The organism is Duganella aquatilis, from assembly GCF_009674565.1.
Lineage (GTDB): Bacteria > Pseudomonadota > Gammaproteobacteria > Burkholderiales > Burkholderiaceae_D > Rugamonas > Rugamonas aquatilis.
The window spans coordinates 1-19,408 of record NZ_WKJL01000010.1; the positions used below are offsets into that span (position 1 = coordinate 1).

Sequence of the window (19,408 nt, forward strand, 5' to 3'; positions counted from 1 at the left end):
GCCGTTGCCGCCGCCAGTGCCCGGCTTGCGCGGCGCGCCGCCGCCGCGATTGCCGCCACCGCCGTTGCGGTGGCCTGGGCCGCCGCTGCGCAGCTGGATCGGTTGCGCACGCGCGGTCGGATCCGGCTCGAAGCCCGGAATCACTTCACGCGGCAGGGTCTGCTTGATGAGCTTTTCGATGTCTTTCAACATGTCATGCTCGTCCACGCAGACCAGCGACACCGCTTCGCCAGTGGCGCCGGCGCGGCCGGTACGGCCGATCCGGTGCACATAGTCTTCCGGCACGTTCGGCAGGTCGTAGTTGACCACGTGCGGCAGCTGGTCGATGTCGATGCCGCGCGCGGCGATGTCGGTGGCCACCAGCACTTGCAGGCTGCCATCCTTGAACTCGCTCAGCGCGCGGGTACGCGCCGACTGGCTCTTGTTGCCGTGGATCGCCATCGCGCCGATGCCGTCTTTTTCCAGCTGTTCGACCAGCTTGTTGGCGCCGTGCTTGGTGCGGGTGAATACCAGCACCTGGCTCCAGTTGTTGGTCTTGATCAGGTACGCCAGCATCGGGTGTTTCTTGTCGCGGTCGACCGGGTGGATCTTCTGCGCGATGATTTCCACGGTCGAATTGCGGCGCGCCACTTCGATGGTGGCCGGCTTGTCCAGCAGGCCATCGGCCAGCGCCTTGATTTCGTCCGAGAAGGTGGCCGAGAACAGCAGGTTCTGGCGCTTCGGCGGCAGCTTGGCCAGCACTTTGCGGATGTCGCGGATGAAGCCCATGTCAAGCATGCGGTCGGCTTCGTCCAGCACCAGGATTTCAATCTTGCTCAGGTCGACGGTGCCCTGGTCCATGTGGTCCAGCAGGCGGCCGGGCGTGGCGACCAGGATGTCGACGCCGTGTTTCAGCTGCTTGATCTGCGGGTTGATGCCGACGCCGCCAAAGATCACGGCGGAATTCAGCTTGGTGTACTTGCCGTAGATGCGCACGCTTTCCTCGACCTGGGCCGCCAGTTCGCGGGTCGGGGTCAGGATCAGCGCGCGGATGGCGCGCGGCGAGTTATTGCTGGTCAGCTTGGCGCCGACCGCGTCGGTGGACAGGCGGTGCAGCAGTGGCAGCGTGAAGCCTGCCGTCTTGCCGGTGCCGGTTTGCGCGCCTGCCAACAGGTCGCCGCCATTCAGTACAGCAGGGATCGCCTGCTGTTGGATCGGGGTAGGCGAGGTGTAACCGGTTTCAGTTACAGCGCGGAGCAGGGCGTCGGACAAACCGAGGGAGGTAAAGGACATATTAACTTTTTGTTATGATCTGCCTGTCGCCTTGTAAGGCGTCAGTCGCAGGCAATCGGTTGTTCGTAGCTTGCGGTACAGGACTGGGCGTAGGCCGCAGCTTTCAGTATAGCAGCTAAGTGGGGTGGATGTTTCGCTATGGAAATGAAAAAAGGCCCTGTGCGCTAAGACGGCCAAGGCCGCCTTACGGCCACAGGGCCCTTTTTTTGTAACAAACTGTTAAAGCTTGCTTATACGTAGGGAGTCAGCAGGCTTACCATCTGTCCGAACACTTTCGGGCTGCCGGCGATGATGTCGCCTTTGAACAGGTAATCCGATTCACCGCTGAACTCGCCGACGATGCCGCCGGCTTCGGTCACCAGCAGCGAGCCGGCCGCGATGTCCCACGGTTTCAGGCCTTTTTCGTAGAAGCCGTCCAGGCGGCCGGCGGCGACGTAGGCCAGGTCCAGCGCGGCGCTGCCGGCGCGACGCACGCCCTGGCTGCGTTCGGCCATGACGCCGTACATTTCCAGGTATTCCTTCAGCGCGGCCGGGCTGCCGGTCTGGTAGCCGGTGCCGAGCAGGGCGTTGGCGATGCGGTCGAGTTTGCCGACGCGGATACGTTTTTCATTCAGGTAGGCGCCGGCGCCCTTGGTGGCGGTGAACAGGTCGTTGCGGACCGGGTCGTAGATGACGGCTTGCTGGATCACGCCGCGCTGGGCCAGCGCGATCGAGATCGAGTACTGCGGGAAGCCGTGCATGAAGTTGGTGGTGCCATCGAGCGGGTCGATGATCCAGGTGAATTCGGTCTCGTCGTGGGCGTTTTTCGATGCGCCGGACTCTTCGGCCAGGAAGGCGTGGTCCGGGTAGGCTTTCGACAGCACTTCGATGATGGCTTGTTCGGCGGCCTGGTCGACGTCGGTGACGAAGTCCTTGTGGTTCTTCTCGGTCACGATGACGCGGTCGAGGTCGAAGGAGGCGCGGTTGATGACAGCGGCGGCGCGGCGAGCGGCCTTCACGGCCGTGTTAATCATTGGAGATTGCATGGGCTTTTCCGTATAAAAATGCTAACGCCCGCCAGGGGAATTCCAACCCGGCGGCACGACAGGAGACAAAATGACAAAGAGCGGGGCGGTGGCAACAGGTAAAATTCTGCTTGAATTTCCGTATCGATACCGCGCGATTGCGCTATTTTAAATGAACCTGCCGCAAATCAACACGAATCTTTTTAAACAGCTGCGATTTTTTCCGCACCACGCCGGCCGCGCGGGCGCATGAAGGCGCCGCCATCGCCGTTCCGCCTCCATTGTTACATGGTGGCGGGCACCATCCCGCTGCATGGCGCGATGATGGTTGTCAATGAGCTATTCTTTCGCCGCACCGAGTTCTTGCAGGGCATAGGCTGGATTTACCTGCCGGCCGGCACACGCCTGCTGTGCACGCTGATGTTCGGCGAGGCCGGCGCGCTGGGGCTGCTGATTTCCGGATGGGTCGCCTGCTACTGGTACTATTTTCCCGGCGACGTCCTGCGCGCCACCAGCGGCACCATCGCCGGCGCGCTGGGGCCCTACCTGATCTACCTGCTGGCGCAATCCCGGTTCGGATTGCGTTCTTCGCTGAGCAACCTGACGCCGCGCAAGCTGCTGATCTGCGCGCTGGGATGTTCGGTCGCCAGTCCCTTGCTGCACCACTTGTGGTTCGCCATTCACGGCGAGGCCAACCTGCTGCCGGGTTTCCTGGTCATGTTCATCGGCGACCTAGTCGGCACCCTGATCGTGCTGTACACCGCGAAGTGGCTGCTGTCACGGCTGCCGCGCCCGGCGTAAGGCGGCAGGGCGCGTGCTAAAATTTGTCCATGACCGCTCCTAAACGACCCGCCGATATCTACATGCGCTTCCTGCAGATGGCTGACGCCTTGCGCGGCCTGCCATCGTTGCCGCCGCTCGATCCGCTGGAAGAGCGCATCCTGGCGATCGTCGCCCGCGCCAGCCAGCAAGAGCAGCGCCTGTCGGTGCGCGACATGATGGGCAAGAAGGAACTGGGGGCGCCGGCCACGGTGCACAGCCGTCTGACCTCCATGCGGGAAAAGGGCTGGCTGGTGCTGGCCGACACCGAGGACACGCGGCGCAAGCAGGTCGAACTGACCAATGAGGCCCTGAAGTATTTCGACAAGCTGTCGAAGTGCATGGTCAAAGCCGCCAATATGAGCTGAGTGCAAGCCTCAATGCCGGCGCATGAATGACGGCAGCCAGGATTTTCGGACATAAGCGAGTTGCGCCGGCACACGCAGCCTGACCACGGTGCCGAACGCAGGCTTCGATGCTATGTGCAGATCGGCGTGCAGCCGTGCAGCGCGCTCATACAAGCCGGGCAGGCCGAAATGGCCTGGTGTTCCTCCTTGCGCCAACGCCTCCGGCGGAATGCCGATGCCGTCGTCGCTGATTTCCAGGTGCAGCGCGAAATAGGTGTAGCGCACCGTGACAGCAAGATTTTTCGCTTGCGCATGCTTGACCGCGTTGGTGATGGATTCCATGGCGATGCGATACATTTCATGGCCCGACGCCGGTTGCAAATCCCGCTTTTTGCCCAGTTCGCGGCAGACAAATTGCAAGCCCGTTTCCTTGATCAGCGAGGCGCCGTCGCGCTGGATCAGCGCGAATGTCCCGCTGCCGTGGAAGTCGGTCCCGCGCAAGTCGAGCACCTGCTCGCGGCCCTCGGCGAGCACGGCTTCGGCCTGTTCAAGCAGGTGATCGAACCTTTTACGGCCGGGTTCATCCAGCGACAGCCGGTTCGTCGCGTTGTCGACGTCGAGGATCAGGGCGTGCATGCCTTGAAGCAGCGTGTCATGCAGTTCGCGCGCGATCCGCTCGCGCTCGCCGTGTCGCGCTTCCAGTTGCGCCTTGAACGTTTTGGCATTGTGCCGCAGCCGCAGCTGGAAGGCCAGCCACAGCAGGCAGGCGGCCAACCCCAGCAGCAAGGCCTTGAACCAGATCGTCTGGTAGTACGCTGGCGTCACAGTGAAATGCAGTCCCGGCCCTTCCTCCGTCCAACGTTCGCCGCCGTTGGAGGCGATGACGCGAAAGTGATAGCGTCCGGGTGACACGCCCGTATAGAAGGCTTGACGGCGCGCTCCCGCCTCATGCCATTCCGTATCATAGCCGTCCAGCCGATACTTGAAGCGCATGCGTTCGGGCGTTCCAAGGACCGGGCTGGAGTAATTGAGCTGGATGTCGCGCGAGTTGGGCGCCAGGGTCGTGTCCAGCGGTAACCTGAAATACTGGTTGCCGGCGGTCAGCGACTCGATGGTGACCGGTGGCGGCATCGGCACTTTGAGAACTTGTTGCGGATCGATCCATGAAACGCCGCCGTTGTCCGCGATCCAGATTCTGCCGTCGCCCGCCTCTGCCAATGAAAACCTGCCCAACAAGCTGGCGACACCAACCCGTCCGTCAACCCCGTCCAGAACGCGAATTTGCGAAGGAGCGATCGGCAGCCCCTGGCGCCAACTCGCCAACGCCGATCTGATCCTGACCGTGCCCGCCGTGGAGTTGATCCATAAGTCTCCGGCGCTGGAGTGGACGATCGCAGCGACATTGATCAGCAGCTTCGCATTTATTTTCCAGGCTTCAAACCGTTGATTGCGATAGACCGCGAGGCCGCGTTCGCCGCCCGCGATGACTTGTCCGTCCGCCTCGTGAATAACCGACACACGGCCCAGGTCCAGGCCTTGAGCAGTGGTGAGCAGGGATATTTTCCCGTTCTCCAGCAACGCTATCGTATTGTCGGAATAGCCGAACCACAGCCGCCCGTGGCTGTCGGCCAGTATGCACATGGGCGTCTGCTTGCCTTCCTTGGGCAGGTCGGCATTGCGTTGCCACCGTCCGTCCTTATACTGGAATACGCCATTGCCCACAACGGCGATCCACGGCGCACCGTCGCCATCCTGCGCGATGGTATAGACACGGTGAACCGGGCCCATGTCGGCGGGCCATGCAATCCTTTCCTCGGAATTGTTGGCGGCAATCCGGTACAAGGCGTCCGCGGCGGCGACAAGCACCGTTCCATCGCGTCCCCGTGTCAAGGATTGCGTCGGGAGTGCCTGGTGGCGCTTTAGCCAATCGGTATTTTGCACCGCGCCGTCCGGCTCCATTGCGATCCAGCCGCCGCCGAACTTCGAGGACGCCATCGTCATCGCCGTGCCACTGCCAGCAAGCAATTTGACCTGGTCGATTTGGTAGGAATCGAGGGACGGCTTGACCTTGTTGACATCGGTCTGGCGAAAACGGTCCAGGCCGTCCCTGGTCGCCAGCCAGATATTGCCTTCCCGGTCTTCAAAAAAACAATTGATGATGTCGGCGGTGAGTCCGTCCTTTTTATCAAATGGCTCCGGGCTGTCAGGGTGGTGGGGGTCGGTACGGCGCAGACCGCTGTGGGTCGAGTACCAAAAACTGCCGGAGCGGTCGATCAACATGCTTTGCACTTCGCCACGCGGGCCTTTGAAGATGGGCGCATGGTCGGGCTGTTCATACCGGGCCAGCCCGTCGATGATGCGGATGCTGGACTCATCCAGGAAGTAAATGCGACCGTCCGCGCCAAGCTGCGGCGGCTGGCGAACGTCGGTACGGCCCAGCGGCTTGGCAAACACCCGGCTGCCGGCCGCCTTTAAAAACAATCCTTGCTCGCTGAAGGCGCCGACCGTGCCTTGTTGATCGATAAAAATGGCCGAGGCCTTGCGCGCGGTGAAGCCGTCCTGCTCGCCAATTTGCCGCCATTTTTTTCCATCGAAATGCAGCAGCCCACGAACGCCGGCGGCCCATACGCCACCTTGCGGATCAAAATCGAAGCCCCACCAGCTGCCTTCGGGCACGCCGTCATTGACGCCATAATTGGTAATGACGCCATCGCGGATCAGGCTGATGCCGGCGATACCCCAGCCGACCCACAAGCCAACGCCGGGCTGCGCCTTGATGAAATACACGAGTCCCTGGGAGATCTTGCCCTGTCGCGGCTCGTACAACTCGAAATGCGCGCCGTCAAAACGATACAGTCCGGCGTCTGTGCCGAGCCAGAGGTAGCCGTCATCGGTCTGGTCTATCGTCGCGATGGACGCCGGAGCGCCGTCCTTGGTGGTCCAGGTCTGATGCTGAAGCTGGAAGATTTTGCGATCCAGAGGTATGGCAAGCGCGGCCCCGCACAGCAGCAGCCCTAAACTAAACGCCCAGATTCTTAACATTGCCATCCCCTCGCGCGACTTAATCAGATGCCATAAGCTCATCATTAACCTGCCACTTTACTTGCCTGATGCAATAGACACAAGAGATTGCGTCGAATGGCGGGCGACGGGGTAAAATTCGTTGCTTTCACGATTTCCTATTTCAATGAACCAGCCGCCTATCAACGCCAATCAGTTCAAGCACCTGCGATTCATCTTGGTCGAGACCAGCCGCGCCGGCAACATTGGGGCGGTGGCGCGCGCCATGAAGACCATGGGCTATAGCGACCTGGTGCTGGTCACGCCGCGCTTCGAGGATGCGCTGCAGGATCCCGAGGCAGTGGCGTTCGCCAGCGGCGCCCAGGACATCCTGGCCGGCGCGCGCGTGGTCGGCAGCATGGCCGAGGCGCTGGAAGGGATCAACTTTGCCGCCGCCGTATCGGCCCGGCTGCGCGAGTTCTCGCCGCCGGTGCTGTCGCCGCGCCAGTTCGCCGGGCAGCTGACGGCGCAGCCGGAGCTGCGCGCCGCGCTGATTTTCGGTAACGAGCGCTTCGGCCTGCCGAACGAGCTGGTCGAAAAGTGCAATGTGCTGATCAACATCCCTGCCAATCCGGAATACTCGTCGCTGAACCTGTCGCAGGCGGCCCAGGTGCTGGCCTATGAATGCCGCATGGCGGTGCTGGACGGCGCCGGCGTCACCCTCACGCCGCGCCTGCCCGTCGGCGACGCCAGCGAGGTCGGCTTCCACGGCGAGGCCGCCAGCATCGAGCAGATCGAAGGCATGTTTACCCATCTGGAGCAGGCGCTGGTGACCATCGGCTTTCTCGACGCCGCCAATCCGCGCAAGCTGATGCCGCGCCTGAAGCGCTTGTTCGCCCGTGCCCAGCTAGAGAAGGAAGAGGTCAACATCCTGCGCGGCATCGCCCGCCACATGACGGGCCGCGACGGCAAGGGCGGCCAATGAACTGGGATCACCCGCAGCCGTTCACGCTGGACCTGTCGCCGTCCGCCGCCGATATCGACGGACTGGACCACACCAACAACGCGGTCTACGTGCAGTGGTGCGAAAAGGCCGGCTGGGCGCATTCCGAGGCGCTGGGCCTGAGCCTGGCCGATTACCGGCGGCTCGACCGCGCAATGGCGATCCGCCGTTCCGAATACGACTACCTGCTGCCGACCGCCGCCGGCGAAGCGCTGCTCCTCGGCACCTGGCTGTACAGCACCGATGGCAAGCTCAACATGGAGCGCCGCTTCCAGCTGCTGCGCGCCAGCGACGGCGCCACCGTGCTGCGCGGGCGCTGGCAACTGGTGTGCATCGAGATCAGCAGCGGCCGCGCGCGCCGCATGCCGGCGGAATTCTGCGACGGCTATCTGCCGGCCGTGGTGGCCGCGCACCTTGCCGACTAGACTGCGTCCTCTAGTTTTGCAAGTTACACTAGCCGCAAAACCATAAAAATGGACGGAGACAATGCCATCATCCCGCAGATCTTTTCTGAAGATCGGCGTCATCGGCGCGTGCACGCTCGCAGCCGGCGGCGCCGTCTATCGCCTCGTCACGCCGCCGGCGTCGCCGCAACGCTTCGCCCTTGAGGGCGGCGCGCAGGCGGTGCTGAACGCCGTCATTCCCGCGTTGCTGGGTCCGGTACTGCCGGACGAAGCCGGCGCCCGCGCCGCAGCGCTGGCCGCCGCCGGCCAGCGTGTGACCGCCGCCGTGCGCGGCCTGCCGCTGGCCACGCAGAAGGAGGTGCAGGACCTGTTCGGGCTGCTGGCGCTGGGGCCGGCGCGACGCCTGCTGGCCGGTGTCGCCGGCGGCTGGGAGCAGGCCGATCCGAATCAGGTCGCGGCCTTCCTCGGCAACTGGCGCACGCATCGCCTGCAGACGCTGCAAGTTGCTTACCACGCGCTGCACGACCTGGTGATCGGCGCCTGGTATGCCGATCCCTCGGCCTGGGCGGCGATCGGCTATCCGGGACCGCTGAAGGAGCTGGCATGAGCGTCATTCCCGATCCGATCCAGGCCGGGCTGGCCGCCGGCTGGCACGTCACCGATTGCGCGCAACTGCAGGCCGACCAGACGCTGGAAGCCGACGTGGTCATCGTCGGCAGCGGCGCCGGCGGCGGCGTTACGGCCGAGATCCTGGCGCTGTCCGGCCTGAAGGTCATCATCGTGGAAGAGGGCGCGCTGAAATCCTCGAAGGACTTCAAGATGCGCGAGGCCGACGCCTATCCGGCGCTGTACCAGGAATCCGCCGCGCGCAAAACGAAGGACAAGGGCATCACCATCCTGCAGGGCCGCACCGTCGGCGGCAGCACCACGGTGAACTGGACCAGCAGCTTCCGCACGCCGGACATCACGCTGCGTCACTGGAACCGGCACTACGGCCTCGCAGATTACACGCCGGAGACGCTGGCGCCGTGGTTCGTCATGATGGAGGAGCGCCTCAACATCAGCGACTGGCAGGCGCCGCCCAACGAAAACAACGACCTGCTGCGGCGCGGCGCAAGCAAGCTCAACATATCGACCGGGCTGATACGCCGCAACGTCAACGGCTGCTGGAACCTCGGCTATTGCGGCATGGGTTGTCCGACCAACGCCAAGCAGTCGATGCTGGTGACCACCATTCCGTCGGCGCTGCGGCACGGCGCCAGCCTGCTGACGCACGCCCGCGCGGACAAGCTGGTGATCGCCAGGGACCGCGTCACCGCGCTGGAGTGCGTGGCGCTGGGCGCCGACGGCCTGGCCGCGACCGGCCGCCGCCTCACGCTGCGCGCCAAACACTTTGTGCTGGCCGGCGGCGCCATCAACACGCCGGCCTTGCTGCTGCGCTCGGCCGCGCCCGATCCGCGCGGGCTGCTGGGCAAGCGCACTTTTTTGCATCCGACGGTGATCTCGGCCGGCGTGTTCGAGCAGCGCGTGGACGGCTACGCCGGCGCGCCGCAAACCGTGTACTCGGATCACTTCCTGCACACCGACCGCATCGACGGCCCCATGGGCTACAAGCTGGAAGCGCCGCCGCTGCATCCGCTGCTGTTTTCCACCACGATGCAGGGTTTCGGCGCGCAGCATGCGGCGGTGATGCAGCAGTTCCCGCACGTGCACGCGCTGCTGGCGCTGCTGCGCGACGGCTTCCACGACGAGGCGCCCGGCGGCAGCGTGGCGCTGGTCAACGGCGCGCCGGTGCTGGATTATCCGGTCAGCGATTTCATCTGGGACGGCGCGCGCCGCGCGCTGCTGACCATGGCCGAGATCCAGTTCGCCGCCGGCGCCAGGAGCGTGACGCCGGTGCACGAGCGCGGCGAGGCCTACAGCAGCTGGACGCAGGCGCAGGCCGGCATCGGCGCGCTGCCGTACAAGCTGCTGCAAACCAGGGTGGTGTCGGCGCACGTGATGGGCGGCTGCGCCATGTCGGACGACGAGCGCCTCGGCGTGACCAGCTCGCGCGGCCGCTACCACGGCCTGACGAATCTGTCAGTGCACGACGGTTCGCTGTTCCCGACCTCGATCGGCGCCAATCCGCAGCTGTCGATCTATGGCATCGTCGCGCGCCTGGCCAGCGGGCTGGCGCAGCAACTGACCGGACAGCCGGCGGCGCGGCCGACGCGCGCTTAAAACACGGTATCATGCAGTCATGATCAAACGACTGCTGATACTGCTGCTGGCGCTGCAAGCCGCGTTCATGGCGTTGCTGGCGACCGGTCTTTATTACGGGTGGCGCCCGGCCTGGGAGGCGCAGCTGACCGCGCCGGCGACGGCGGCGTTCTACCTGGCCTGCGGCCTGCTGGCGGTGCTGCTGGTGCGGCTGCTGATCTCGGCCAACAACTTCTACCTGAGCTGGCGCGCCGGCAGCGTCACGCCGCCGGACCATGCGCTGAACCTGCTCAGCGCCGCCAACCTGTTCTGGCACGAATTCCATTCCTCGATGCTGACTTCGTCGTACTACATGCTGCGGCCGGTCGGCATGCAGCTGCAGCCGCCTGGACAGGCGCAGGGCCTGCCGGTGCTGCTGATCCACGGCTACGCCTGCAACAGCGGCTACTGGCTACCGATGAGCAAGCTGCTGCGGCAGGCGCGCATCAGCCATTACGGCATCGACCTCGAACCGCCGGGCGCCTCGATCGACGATTTCGTGCCGCAGGTGCACGCGGCGGTGCAGCGCCTGCGGCAGGAGACTGGCAGTGCGCAAGTCGTGATCCTGGCGCACAGCATGGGCGGCCTGGTGGCGCGCGCCTACCTGCGCCGCCATGCCGACGCGCCGATCGCGCGCGTCATCACGCTGGGCACGCCGCATCACGGCACCGCGCTGGCGTCGTTCGGTCCCGGCAGCAACGCGGCGCAGATGCGGCGCGACAGTCCGTGGCTTGATGCCTTGTCTACATCTGAGGCAAATACGCAACGGATGTTGTTTAGTTCCATTTATTCTGTCCATGACAACATCATCGCGCCGCAGGACTCCAGCGACTTGCCCGGCGCCCGCAATCTGGTGTTCGGCGCCATAGGCCATGTAGCGCTGGGAAGGCATCCGGAAATCATGCGCTGCGCGCTGAAGGAAATCGAGAGCGCCGCACACGCGTGATTTTGTGTGAGGATCTTGTTGCCGCGTTGCTGTATGGTGGTTCCTGTACGCATGGCAAACAAGGCGAAGCAATGGCCATCGATTTCGGCACCCTGATCCTGAATGAAACTCCCGACGCCGTGGTCATCACCACGCCGGACGGCGAGGTGGTGTGCTGGACCAACGGTGCGCAAGCCGTGTTCGGTTACTCCAGCGCGGAGGCGGTGGGCCGCCAGCTGGACGCCCTGATCGTGCCGCCGGGGATGGCCAACGACGACGCCGGCGTGCTGCAGCAGGCGCTGCGACAGGGCGTGGCCAGCTACGAATCGGTGCGCCAGGCCAAGGACGGCGCGCTGGTCTACATCGACAGTTCCTGCAAGCTGGTGCACGGCGGCGCCGGCCAGCCCGACTATATTTTATGGAGCAAGAAGGACGTCACCGCGCTCAAGGTGCTGCGTGACGCCAAGCTGGTGGAGGCGCGCTACGACGGCATCCTCGACTCTATGCCGGACGCCATCATCATGGCCAATGCCGCCGGCCGCATCGTGCTGGCCAACGCCCAGGCCGAGGCGCTGTTCGGCTATGCGCGTGGCGCCTTGCGCGGCATGGCGCTGGAGAGCCTGATGCCGGTGCGCTTCCGCGCCGGCCACCTCAAACACCGCGCCGGCTTTGCCGTGCAGCCGCTGGTGCGCGCCATGGGCAGCGGCCGCGACCTGTACGGCCTGCGCAGCGACGGCGTCGAGTTCCCGGTCGAGATCAGCCTCAGCCCGATCCGCACCGAGGAGGGCGAACTGGTGATGAGCGCGATCCGCGACATCAGCGAACGCAAGCGGTTTGAACTGGCGCTGCAGGAAAAGAATGTCGAACTGGCAAAAGCGGTGGCGGCCAAGGACAGTTTCCTGTCCGGCATGTCGCACGAATTGCGCACGCCGTTGAACGCGATCATCGGTTTTACAGGTACTATGCTGATGAAGTTGCCTGGCCCCATTAATGATGAACAGAACAAGCAGCTGCGCATGGTGCAAAGCAGCGCCCGCCACCTGCTGTCGCTGATCAATGACTTGCTGGATTTAACCCGCATCGACTCGGGCAAGATCACGCTGGAAGTGGGGCCCTTGCGGTGCCGCGCGCTGATCGATGAAGTCCTGACATCGTTCAAGCCGCAGGCGCGCAGCAAGGGACTGGCGCTGGAGTTCGATCCGCCGCCGGAAGAGGTGACGGTGTCCAGCGACCGCCAGGCGGTGCAGCAGATCCTGATGAACCTGGTCCACAACGCGATCAAGTTCACCAACAACGGCACGGTGCTGGTGCGGCTGGCCAGGTCGGTGGTAGGCGCGCGGGCCTGCGCCACCATCAGCGTCAGCGATACCGGCATCGGCATCGGCAGCGAACAGCGCGACACCTTGTTTCAGGCGTTTTCCCAGCTGGACGGCAAGGCGTTGCGGCAGTTCGAGGGCACCGGGCTGGGCCTGCACCTGAGCAGCAAGCTGGCCTCGTTGCTGCAGGGTGAGATTTTATTTGATAGCGAGTATGGCGTCGGCAGCGTGTTCACGCTGGCCCTGCCATTGGAAGAATAGAGAGAAGGGGAGATCGAACGTGTCAGCACGTATCCTGATCATAGAAGACAATGCCACCAACATGGAGTTGATGGTGTATTTGCTGCGTGCCTTTGGCTACACGCCGCTGTCGGCCAGCGATGGCGAGGCGGGGGTGGCCGCGGCGAAACGCGAGCGGCCTGACCTGATCATTTGCGACGTCCATCTGCCCAAGCTGGACGGTTACGGCGTGGTGGCGGCCCTGAAGGCCGATCCGGAAGTGAGCCATATCCCGGCGCTGGCGGTGACCGCGCTGGCAATGGTGGGCGACCGCGAGAAGCTGCTGGAGGCCGGCTTTAACGGCTACATCGGCAAGCCTATCGAGCCTGACACTTTTGTCACCCAAATCGAGTCTTTCTTGCAAGGGGCAGTATCGTCCCCGGCGAATAAAAACGATACCGCCACGATCCTGATCGTGGACGACCATGTGCTGAACCGTGAGTTCCTGATGACGCTGCTGAGCTACGGCGGCCATCGCTTGCTGGAGGCCGCCAACGGCGCCGAAGGCTTGAAAATGGTGCTGGCGGAAAAACCGGACCTGGTGATTTCGGACATCCTGATGCCGAACATGGATGGCTACGAGTTCGTCACCCGCCTGCACGAAAACACCGCCACCGCCGACGTGCCGGTGATCTTCTACACCGCCACCTACCGCGAGCGCGAGGCGATGGCGGTGGCGCAGTCGTGCGGCGTGCGCTGGGTGCTGCCGAAGCCGTCCGATCCGGAAGTGATCCTGCAGACCGTGCACGAGGCGCTGGGGCTGGCCGACTTCACGCAGGCGGACGAGACGCTGCCGGCCTTCGCGCCCGAGCCGCCGCAGGAAGGGCGGCTGCAGAATATCGACCACAAGGTGGCCGAGTACCTGGACGAGCTGGAATCCAGCAGCCAGCTGATCCGCCAGATCGCCAACGACACCGAGGATTCTTCGCCGGAAAACCTGTCGCGCATGACGCAACGGCTGTCGCATTCGCTGTCCAGCCTGCAGGCGGTGAGCCTGCGCCTGACCGCGCTGATCGAGCTGGGCATCGAGCTGGGCGCCGAGCGCGATCCGGGCGCGCTGGTCGACATCGGCTGCCGCGTGGCGCAGAACATCTGCGTGTCGAAATACGCCTGCATCGGCGTGCTGGAACCGGGCGCGACCGAGTTGAGCCACTTTGCCAGCTGCGGCGCCGGCATGCCGACCCGGCAGATCGCCCAGACCCCGCGCGCCGGCGTGCTGCGCGGCCTGCTGGACCAGCGCCTGCCGTGCCGCATCAACGACCTCAACGGCGATCCGGCCACCATCGGCCTGCCGCCGACCCATCCGCCGGTGCACTCCTTCCTCGGCGTGCCGATCGCCTCGCGCGACCGCACCCACGGCTGGCTGTACCTGGTGGACAAGCTGGGCGCCGACGGCTTCTCCGAAGTTGACGAGCGGGTGGCGGCGACGGTGGCGGCGCAGGTCGCGGTGGCCTATGAAAACCTGCTGCTGTACGAGGAAATCAAGCGCCACCACGCGCAGCTGACCCTGGACATGAACGCCCGCATCCGCCTCGACGAAGACCTGCGCCGCTTCCGCCTGGCGATGGACGCCACCGCCGACGCCATCTTCCTGGTGGACCGCGCCGGCATGTGCTTTGTCGACGTCAACGCCACCGCCTGCCGCATGCTGGGCTTCGAGCGCGAGGACTTCCTCAAGGTTGGCCCCAACCGCTCGCTGGAAGGCGACCTGCACAAGCTGGAAGAGCTGTACGACAAGCTGCTGGCCGGCGACCAGAGCGGCGCCATGACCGAGCTGCTGTTGCAATGCAAGGACGGCGCGCCGCTGGCGGTGGAGGTGCAGCGCCGCACGCTGCGCTCCGGCGCCAGCTGGATCCTGGTGGCGGTGGCGCGCGACATCACCGAGCGCAAGGAAGCCGAACAGCGCCTGCTCAAGCTGGCGCACTTCGATACGCTGACCGGCTTGCCCAACCGCAGCCAGTTCTACGATTCGCTGGTGCATTCGCTGCGCCAGGCGCAGGAGCACAAGTGGTCGCTGGCGGTGCTGTTCCTCGACGTCGACCGCTTCAAGAACGTCAACGACACGCTCGGTCACACCATCGGCGACGAGCTGCTGCGCCAGTTCTCCAGCCGCCTGGTCGACTGCCTGCGCGTGCGCGACACCATCGGCCGCTTCGGCGGCGACGAGTTCGCCGCCATCCTGATGCTGCCGGAAGGCGCGCAGAACGCCATCGCCGTGGTCGACAAGATCCGCGAGACGCTGCGCCAGCCGTTCGACCTGAAAGGCCATGAGGTGACGGTGACCGCCAGCATCGGCATCGCCGTCTACCCGGACGATAGCGCCGAGCCGGACACGCTGATCCAATACGCCGACACCGCCATGTACCGCGCCAAGGAAGCGGGGCGCGACGCCTTCCGCTTCTTCACCGCCGAGATGAACGCGCAGTCGCTGGCGCGGCTGGACCTGGAAAACGCGCTGCGCCGCGCCATCGAGAACGACGAGTTCGTGCTGCACTTCCAGCCCAAGGTCCACATCGGCAGCGGCCGCATCAGCGGCGCCGAGGTGCTGATACGCTGGAAGCGTCCGGGCCACGGCATGGTGTCGCCGGCGCTGTTCATTCCGCTGCTGGAAGAGACCGGGCTGATCGTGCGGGTCGGCACCTGGGTGATTCACGAGGCCTGCCGCAAGATCGCCCACTGGCAGAAGACCAATGCCGGCGCGGTGCATTTGTCGGTCAACGTTTCCGGCATCCAGTTCTTCGTCGGCGGGCTGGAAGAGGAGGTGCTGAAGGCCATCCGCGAGCACAATATCGCGCCGGAGCTGCTGGAGCTGGAACTGACCGAAAGCTCGCTGATGTCCAACGCCGAGGACACCATCACCGTGCTGCAGAACCTGAAGGCGCTGGGCATCCAGATTTCGATCGACGACTTCGGCACCGGCTACTCGTCGCTGGCCTACCTGAAGCGCTTCCCGATCGACAAGCTGAAGATCGACATCGCCTTCGTGCGCGAAGTCACCAGCAATCCGGATGATGCCGCCATCGTGCTGGCCATCATCAACATGGCGCACAGCCTGAAGCTGAACGTGATCGCCGAGGGCGTGGAGAAGGAGGCGCAACTGGCCTACCTGCGCCGCCACAATTGCGACGAAATGCAGGGCTATTATTTCAGCCGGCCGTTGCCGGAAGACGAGTTCGAAGCAATGCTGCGCGAAGGCCGCCGGCTGCAGGCGCCGGCGGACGACAACATCGTCGAGCAGCAGACCCTGCTGATCGTCGACGACGACGCCTTCATGCTCGACGTGCTGACCGATTTCCTGTCGCAGGACGGCTACCGCATCCTGACCGCGCAGACCGCGGCCGAGGGCTTCGACATCCTGGCGCGGCACCGGGTGCAGGTGATCCTGTGCGACCAGTGCATGCCATTGATGAGCGGCACCGAGTTCATGGAGCGGGTCAAGAACCTGTGCCCGGACACCTTCCGCATCATGCTGTCGGCCTACGCCGACCTGACGCCGATCATGGCCGCCATCAACCACGGCGCCATCGACCGCTTCTACACCAAGCCGTGGAAGGGCGCGGTGCTGCGCGAAAACATCCGCGAAGGCTTCCGCCTGCATGCCCAGGCCCACGGCCCGGCGGCCGTGGTGGCCGAGACTGAAGCCATCAAGGAGTAGCGTTGGGATTTTTAGATTTCTTCCGTTCCACCCCCACCATCGAACAATTCGCCCAGCTGGCGATCCAGGCGTTTGCCGAGGCCGGCAATCCGTCGCAGCTGCGTTACGACGCCGCCGATCAGCGCCTGCTGGGCAGCGGCGACGGCGCGCAGGTCGTCAACCTGGAAAACGGCTACCAGGCCTATTGCGCCGCGCCGCGCAAGCAGCGGCCGCAGGTGCTGGCGAATTTCGTCCAGAGCTTGCTGGCGCCGCCGTTGCCGTCCAGCTTTGCCGCCGCGCGCGCCAGCCTGCGGCCGCTGATACGTGGACGTGGCACACTGGAATATCTGCGGCTGCTGCCGGCGACGCTGTCCGGCGGCGCCGCCAAGCCGCCGCTGGTCGACGCCCACGCGCCGTTCAGCAGCGACAGCGTGATCATGCTGGCCTGCGACAGCGAACTGTCGATCCAGACGCTGACCGGCGGCACGCTGGTGGAATGGGGCGTGTCGTTCGACGAGGCGCTGGCGGCCGCCATCGACAACCTGCGCGACATCACGGTGTCCAACTTCGAGCAGGTGGCGCCCGGCATCTACCTTGGCGCCTGGAACGACGCCTATGAAAGTTCGCGCCTGCTGTTTGCCGATCTGTTCTACCGCCTGGAACTGGGCGGCGAGCCGGTGGTGATGGCGCCGTCGCGGCACAAGCTGCTGGTGGCGTCCGCCAACAACAAGGAGGCGCTGATCGGCATGCTGGCGCTGGCGCGCAGCTACGCCGAGCAGGAGGGGCGGCAGGTGTCGTCGCTGATGTATTGCTTCAAGAACGGCAAGCCGGTCGAATTCATTCCCGGCGACGGCAACGTGGCGCAACTGGCGGCCGAACTGAAAAAGCTGTTCCTGCTGGAGGATTACCAGGCGCAGAAAAACATGCTGGACAAGCTGAACGACCAGGCCAAGCTCGACCTGTTTGTCGCCACCTACAAGCTGCTGCAATCGCCGGAGACCGGCCGCATCGAGAGCTACGGCGTCTGGACCGACCAGGTCGACACGCTGATGCCGGAGGTCGACAAGGTGGCGCTGGTGCGCTACCACGAGGAAAGCGGCGAGCCGGACGTGCGCGTGGTGGCGTGGGACGAATTGCGCTCCCACATCAAGGAATTGCAGCAAGGCGTGCCCGGCTACCCGGCGCGCTACCGGCTGCCGAGCTTTCCCAGCCGCGAGCTGCTGGAGTCGCTGGTCTACATCGATCAGGAAACCTGAGAAAAACGCATAAGGAACTGCGAAACCATTCGTTCAGCTCGGCCGTATTTGCCCTTACGCTAAGCCGTAAAGGAGAACTGCATGAGCAATGAAGATCAGGATTGGGCGGACCTGTTGTCGCCGGCACGTCGCGGGCTGCTGCGCGGCGGCGGCTTGCTGGCGGCGTTTGCCGCTTCGGGCATCGCATCGGCGCAAACCACGGGCAAGAGTCCATGGGGCTACGAAACCTACAAGGAAGCCACCACCCGGCCGCACAGCGTGCGTCCCGGCGAGCAGACCTTGCCGACCAAGCCGCGCGCCTACACCGACATCAAGAGCTACCACGCCCATATTTATTTTGACGAGGACACGTTCCAGAAAGCGGCGCTGCTGCACAAGTGGGCGGCCGAGCGGTTCGAGGTCGAGCTGGGCAACTGGAACCTGGAGCCGCGCGGACCGCACGTGACGCCGTCGTTCTATTTCGGCTTCAGCAACGAGCAGTTGCAGGTCATCGTGCCATGGCTGCAATTGAACAGCCTGGGCCTGACCATCCTGATCCACCCGAACACCGACGATCCGCGCGCCGATCACCTGTATTACACGCTGTGGGTCAACCGTTCGCAACCCGTCAACGCCTACGCCATGAAGAAGCCGGGGCCGGACGAGCCGGCGGTGGAGCAGATCTATCCCAACACCAGGCCTGGCGTCCAGCTCGAAACTTAATCTAGTGCGATGCCATTAGTAACCATTCTCTAGAGATGCCGGCATAGAATAAAATACCGGCAAACAGAACTCATGGGATGGAAATGGCTAAGAAGTTGAAGAAGAACGACGACCAGCTGGCGGATGCCGTGCGCATGTCGTCGCAGGAGATCTGGCAGGCAGGCCTGGCGGCATTCGCCAAGGCGCAGGAAGAGGAGGGCAAGTTCTTCTCGATGCAGCTGTTCGAGGAGCGCGTGCTGCGCGCGCTGAGTTCGATCGGCGTGCCGACGCGCCAGGAAATCGATGCACTGCACCAGCGGATCGACGAGCTGACCAAACAGGTGGCCGCGCTGTCCGGCAAGCCCGCTGTGAAGAAGGCGGCCAAGGAAGAGAAACCGGCCGCGAAAAAAACGCCCGCTAAAAAGCCTGCTGCCAAGAAAGCGACACGCTAACTGGCGGCATCAGGCCGCTATGTGCGGCTAAAAGCGTGCGCGGGTGTTCCTCTGTTGTGTGCATCGGTGTTATGCTTGCACGAGAATAAACAGAGGTTCCCTGCTATGTTACAAAAAGCCCCACGCCGTACCCGCGAACGCATCCTTGAGCTGTCCTTGCGCTTGTTTAACGAGTTCGGCGAGCCCAATATCACCACCACCGTGATCGCCGAAGAGATGAATATCTCGCCGGGGAATTTGTACTACCATTTCCGTAACAAGGACGACATCGTCAACTCGATCTTCGTCCAGTTCGAAGCCGAGATCGAACGCATCCTGACCGTGCCGAACGGCCGCCGCTCCAACATCGAGGACGTGTGGTTGTACCTGCACCTGATGTTCGAACTGATCTGGCGCTACCGCTTTTTCTACCGCGACCTGAACGACCTGCTGTCGCGCAACCGCAAGCTGGAACTGCACTTCAAGCAGATCCTGGCGCACAAGATCAAGGTCGCCAAGCAGCTGTGTGAAGACTTGCGCACCGAGAAATCGCTGGAAGCCTCCGACAACGCCATCGACGCCATGGCCACCAATATGGTGGTGGTGGCGACATATTGGTTATCCTATGAATACGTGCGCAATCCGCGCAAGTACAGCGAGCAGCAGTCGATGGCCGATGCGCTGGCGCGCGGCTGTTACCAGGTGCTGTCGCAGATCGGCCCGTACCTGCGCAATGAAACGGCGCTGCTGTTCCAGAAACTGTCCGAAGAATATCTGAAGAAGCTCAAGTGAACTG

General features: G+C 64.0%; 16 protein-coding genes. 13 read left to right on the top strand and 3 right to left on the bottom strand.

The window, feature by feature from the left end; genetic code table 11:
* On the bottom strand, positions 1 to 1,272 hold a 1,272-nt coding region (locus tag GJ698_RS14575; protein ID WP_154358355.1), incomplete at its 3' end, for a DEAD/DEAH box helicase.
* 230 nt (positions 1,273 to 1,502) lie between these two features.
* Positions 1,503 to 2,285 carry an inositol monophosphatase family protein gene (locus GJ698_RS14580; RefSeq protein ID WP_154358599.1) on the bottom strand — a complete coding sequence of 261 codons (783 nt, stop codon included), beginning with the start codon at positions 2,283 to 2,285 and terminating at the stop codon, positions 1,503 to 1,505.
* A gap of 240 nt (positions 2,286 to 2,525) precedes the next feature.
* Between GJ698_RS14580 and GJ698_RS14585 the strand changes: the two genes are divergently transcribed.
* Both GJ698_RS14585 and GJ698_RS14590 read left to right on the top strand, forming a co-directional pair.
* Complete coding sequence (locus GJ698_RS14585) at positions 2,526 to 3,077, top strand: hypothetical protein (protein WP_229259996.1); 552 nt, start codon at positions 2,526 to 2,528, stop codon at positions 3,075 to 3,077.
* Positions 3,078 to 3,106: 29 nt separating this feature from the next.
* Positions 3,107 to 3,463, top strand: coding sequence for a winged helix-turn-helix domain-containing protein (locus GJ698_RS14590; protein WP_154358356.1), 357 nt, complete (start codon positions 3,107 to 3,109; stop codon positions 3,461 to 3,463).
* Positions 3,464 to 3,472: 9 nt separating this feature from the next.
* Here GJ698_RS14590 and GJ698_RS14595 read toward each other — a convergent pair whose 3' ends face one another.
* Entirely contained in the window at positions 3,473 to 6,529 is a 3,057-nt protein-coding gene (locus tag GJ698_RS14595) for a sensor histidine kinase (RefSeq protein ID WP_154358357.1), read from the bottom strand.
* 100 nt (positions 6,530 to 6,629) lie between these two features.
* Here GJ698_RS14595 and GJ698_RS14600 point away from each other — a divergent pair, with 100 nt between their 5' ends.
* The 11 genes from GJ698_RS14600 to GJ698_RS14650 all read left to right on the top strand — a co-directional run bounded on the left by GJ698_RS14600 (position 6,630) and on the right by GJ698_RS14650 (position 19,404).
* Positions 6,630 to 7,427, top strand: coding sequence for an RNA methyltransferase (locus GJ698_RS14600; RefSeq protein WP_154358358.1), 798 nt, complete (start codon positions 6,630 to 6,632; stop codon positions 7,425 to 7,427).
* Entirely contained in the window at positions 7,424 to 7,870 is a 447-nt protein-coding gene (locus tag GJ698_RS14605; RefSeq protein WP_154358359.1) for an acyl-CoA thioesterase, read from the top strand. Before GJ698_RS14600 ends, GJ698_RS14605 begins: the two co-directional genes overlap by 4 nt.
* Before the next feature lie 61 nt (positions 7,871 to 7,931).
* Entirely contained in the window at positions 7,932 to 8,456 is a 525-nt protein-coding gene (locus tag GJ698_RS14610; RefSeq protein WP_154358360.1) for a hypothetical protein, read from the top strand.
* Positions 8,453 to 10,072 (top strand): GMC family oxidoreductase, encoded by a 1,620-nt coding sequence (locus GJ698_RS14615; RefSeq protein WP_154358361.1) that lies wholly within the window; start codon positions 8,453 to 8,455, stop codon positions 10,070 to 10,072. Before GJ698_RS14610 ends, GJ698_RS14615 begins: the two co-directional genes overlap by 4 nt.
* A gap of 19 nt (positions 10,073 to 10,091) precedes the next feature.
* The gene (locus tag GJ698_RS14620; protein ID WP_154358362.1) at positions 10,092 to 11,036 is read left to right on the top strand and encodes an esterase/lipase family protein; all 945 of its coding nucleotides are present in this window, start codon (positions 10,092 to 10,094) and stop codon (positions 11,034 to 11,036) included.
* 71 nt (positions 11,037 to 11,107) lie between these two features.
* The gene (locus tag GJ698_RS14625) at positions 11,108 to 12,592 is read left to right on the top strand and encodes a PAS domain-containing sensor histidine kinase (protein WP_154358363.1); all 1,485 of its coding nucleotides are present in this window, start codon (positions 11,108 to 11,110) and stop codon (positions 12,590 to 12,592) included.
* Positions 12,593 to 12,611: 19 nt separating this feature from the next.
* Positions 12,612 to 16,265 carry an EAL domain-containing protein gene (locus GJ698_RS14630; protein WP_371865316.1) on the top strand — a complete coding sequence of 1,218 codons (3,654 nt, stop codon included), beginning with the start codon at positions 12,612 to 12,614 and terminating at the stop codon, positions 16,263 to 16,265.
* A gap of 2 nt (positions 16,266 to 16,267) precedes the next feature.
* A complete protein-coding gene (locus GJ698_RS14635) occupies positions 16,268 to 17,500 on the top strand; it encodes a DUF1444 domain-containing protein (protein ID WP_154358364.1) in 1,233 nt (410 codons plus the stop codon).
* 81 nt (positions 17,501 to 17,581) lie between these two features.
* Positions 17,582 to 18,202 carry a DOPA 4,5-dioxygenase family protein gene (locus tag GJ698_RS14640; protein WP_154358365.1) on the top strand — a complete coding sequence of 207 codons (621 nt, stop codon included), beginning with the start codon at positions 17,582 to 17,584 and terminating at the stop codon, positions 18,200 to 18,202.
* Between the two features lie 83 nt (positions 18,203 to 18,285).
* Complete coding sequence (locus GJ698_RS14645) at positions 18,286 to 18,633, top strand: phasin family protein (RefSeq protein ID WP_154358366.1); 348 nt, start codon at positions 18,286 to 18,288, stop codon at positions 18,631 to 18,633.
* A 105-nt stretch (positions 18,634 to 18,738) separates the two neighbouring features.
* Positions 18,739 to 19,404, top strand: a complete 666-nt coding sequence (locus GJ698_RS14650) for a TetR/AcrR family transcriptional regulator (RefSeq protein ID WP_154358367.1) — start codon at positions 18,739 to 18,741, stop codon at positions 19,402 to 19,404.
* The last annotated feature ends 4 nt before the right edge of the window (positions 19,405 to 19,408 follow it).

Excerpts from the sequence above, each read along its gene's own strand:
- GJ698_RS14580 (WP_154358599.1), bottom strand. The coding sequence starts at position 2,285 with ATGATTAACACGGCCGTGAAGGCCGCTCGCCGCGCCGCCGCTGTCATC.
- GJ698_RS14585 (WP_229259996.1), top strand. The coding sequence starts at position 2,526 with ATGAAGGCGCCGCCATCGCCGTTCCGCCTCCATTGTTACATGGTGGCG.
- GJ698_RS14590 (WP_154358356.1), top strand. The coding sequence starts at position 3,107 with ATGACCGCTCCTAAACGACCCGCCGATATCTACATGCGCTTCCTGCAG.
- GJ698_RS14595 (WP_154358357.1), bottom strand. The coding sequence starts at position 6,529 with ATGATGAGCTTATGGCATCTGATTAAGTCGCGCGAGGGGATGGCAATG.
- GJ698_RS14600 (WP_154358358.1), top strand. The coding sequence starts at position 6,630 with ATGAACCAGCCGCCTATCAACGCCAATCAGTTCAAGCACCTGCGATTC.
- GJ698_RS14605 (WP_154358359.1), top strand. The coding sequence starts at position 7,424 with ATGAACTGGGATCACCCGCAGCCGTTCACGCTGGACCTGTCGCCGTCC.
- GJ698_RS14610 (WP_154358360.1), top strand. The coding sequence starts at position 7,932 with ATGCCATCATCCCGCAGATCTTTTCTGAAGATCGGCGTCATCGGCGCG.
- GJ698_RS14615 (WP_154358361.1), top strand. The coding sequence starts at position 8,453 with ATGAGCGTCATTCCCGATCCGATCCAGGCCGGGCTGGCCGCCGGCTGG.
- GJ698_RS14620 (WP_154358362.1), top strand. The coding sequence starts at position 10,092 with ATGATCAAACGACTGCTGATACTGCTGCTGGCGCTGCAAGCCGCGTTC.
- GJ698_RS14625 (WP_154358363.1), top strand. The coding sequence starts at position 11,108 with ATGGCCATCGATTTCGGCACCCTGATCCTGAATGAAACTCCCGACGCC.
- GJ698_RS14640 (WP_154358365.1), top strand. The coding sequence starts at position 17,582 with ATGAGCAATGAAGATCAGGATTGGGCGGACCTGTTGTCGCCGGCACGT.
- GJ698_RS14645 (WP_154358366.1), top strand. The coding sequence starts at position 18,286 with ATGGCTAAGAAGTTGAAGAAGAACGACGACCAGCTGGCGGATGCCGTG.
- GJ698_RS14650 (WP_154358367.1), top strand. The coding sequence starts at position 18,739 with ATGTTACAAAAAGCCCCACGCCGTACCCGCGAACGCATCCTTGAGCTG.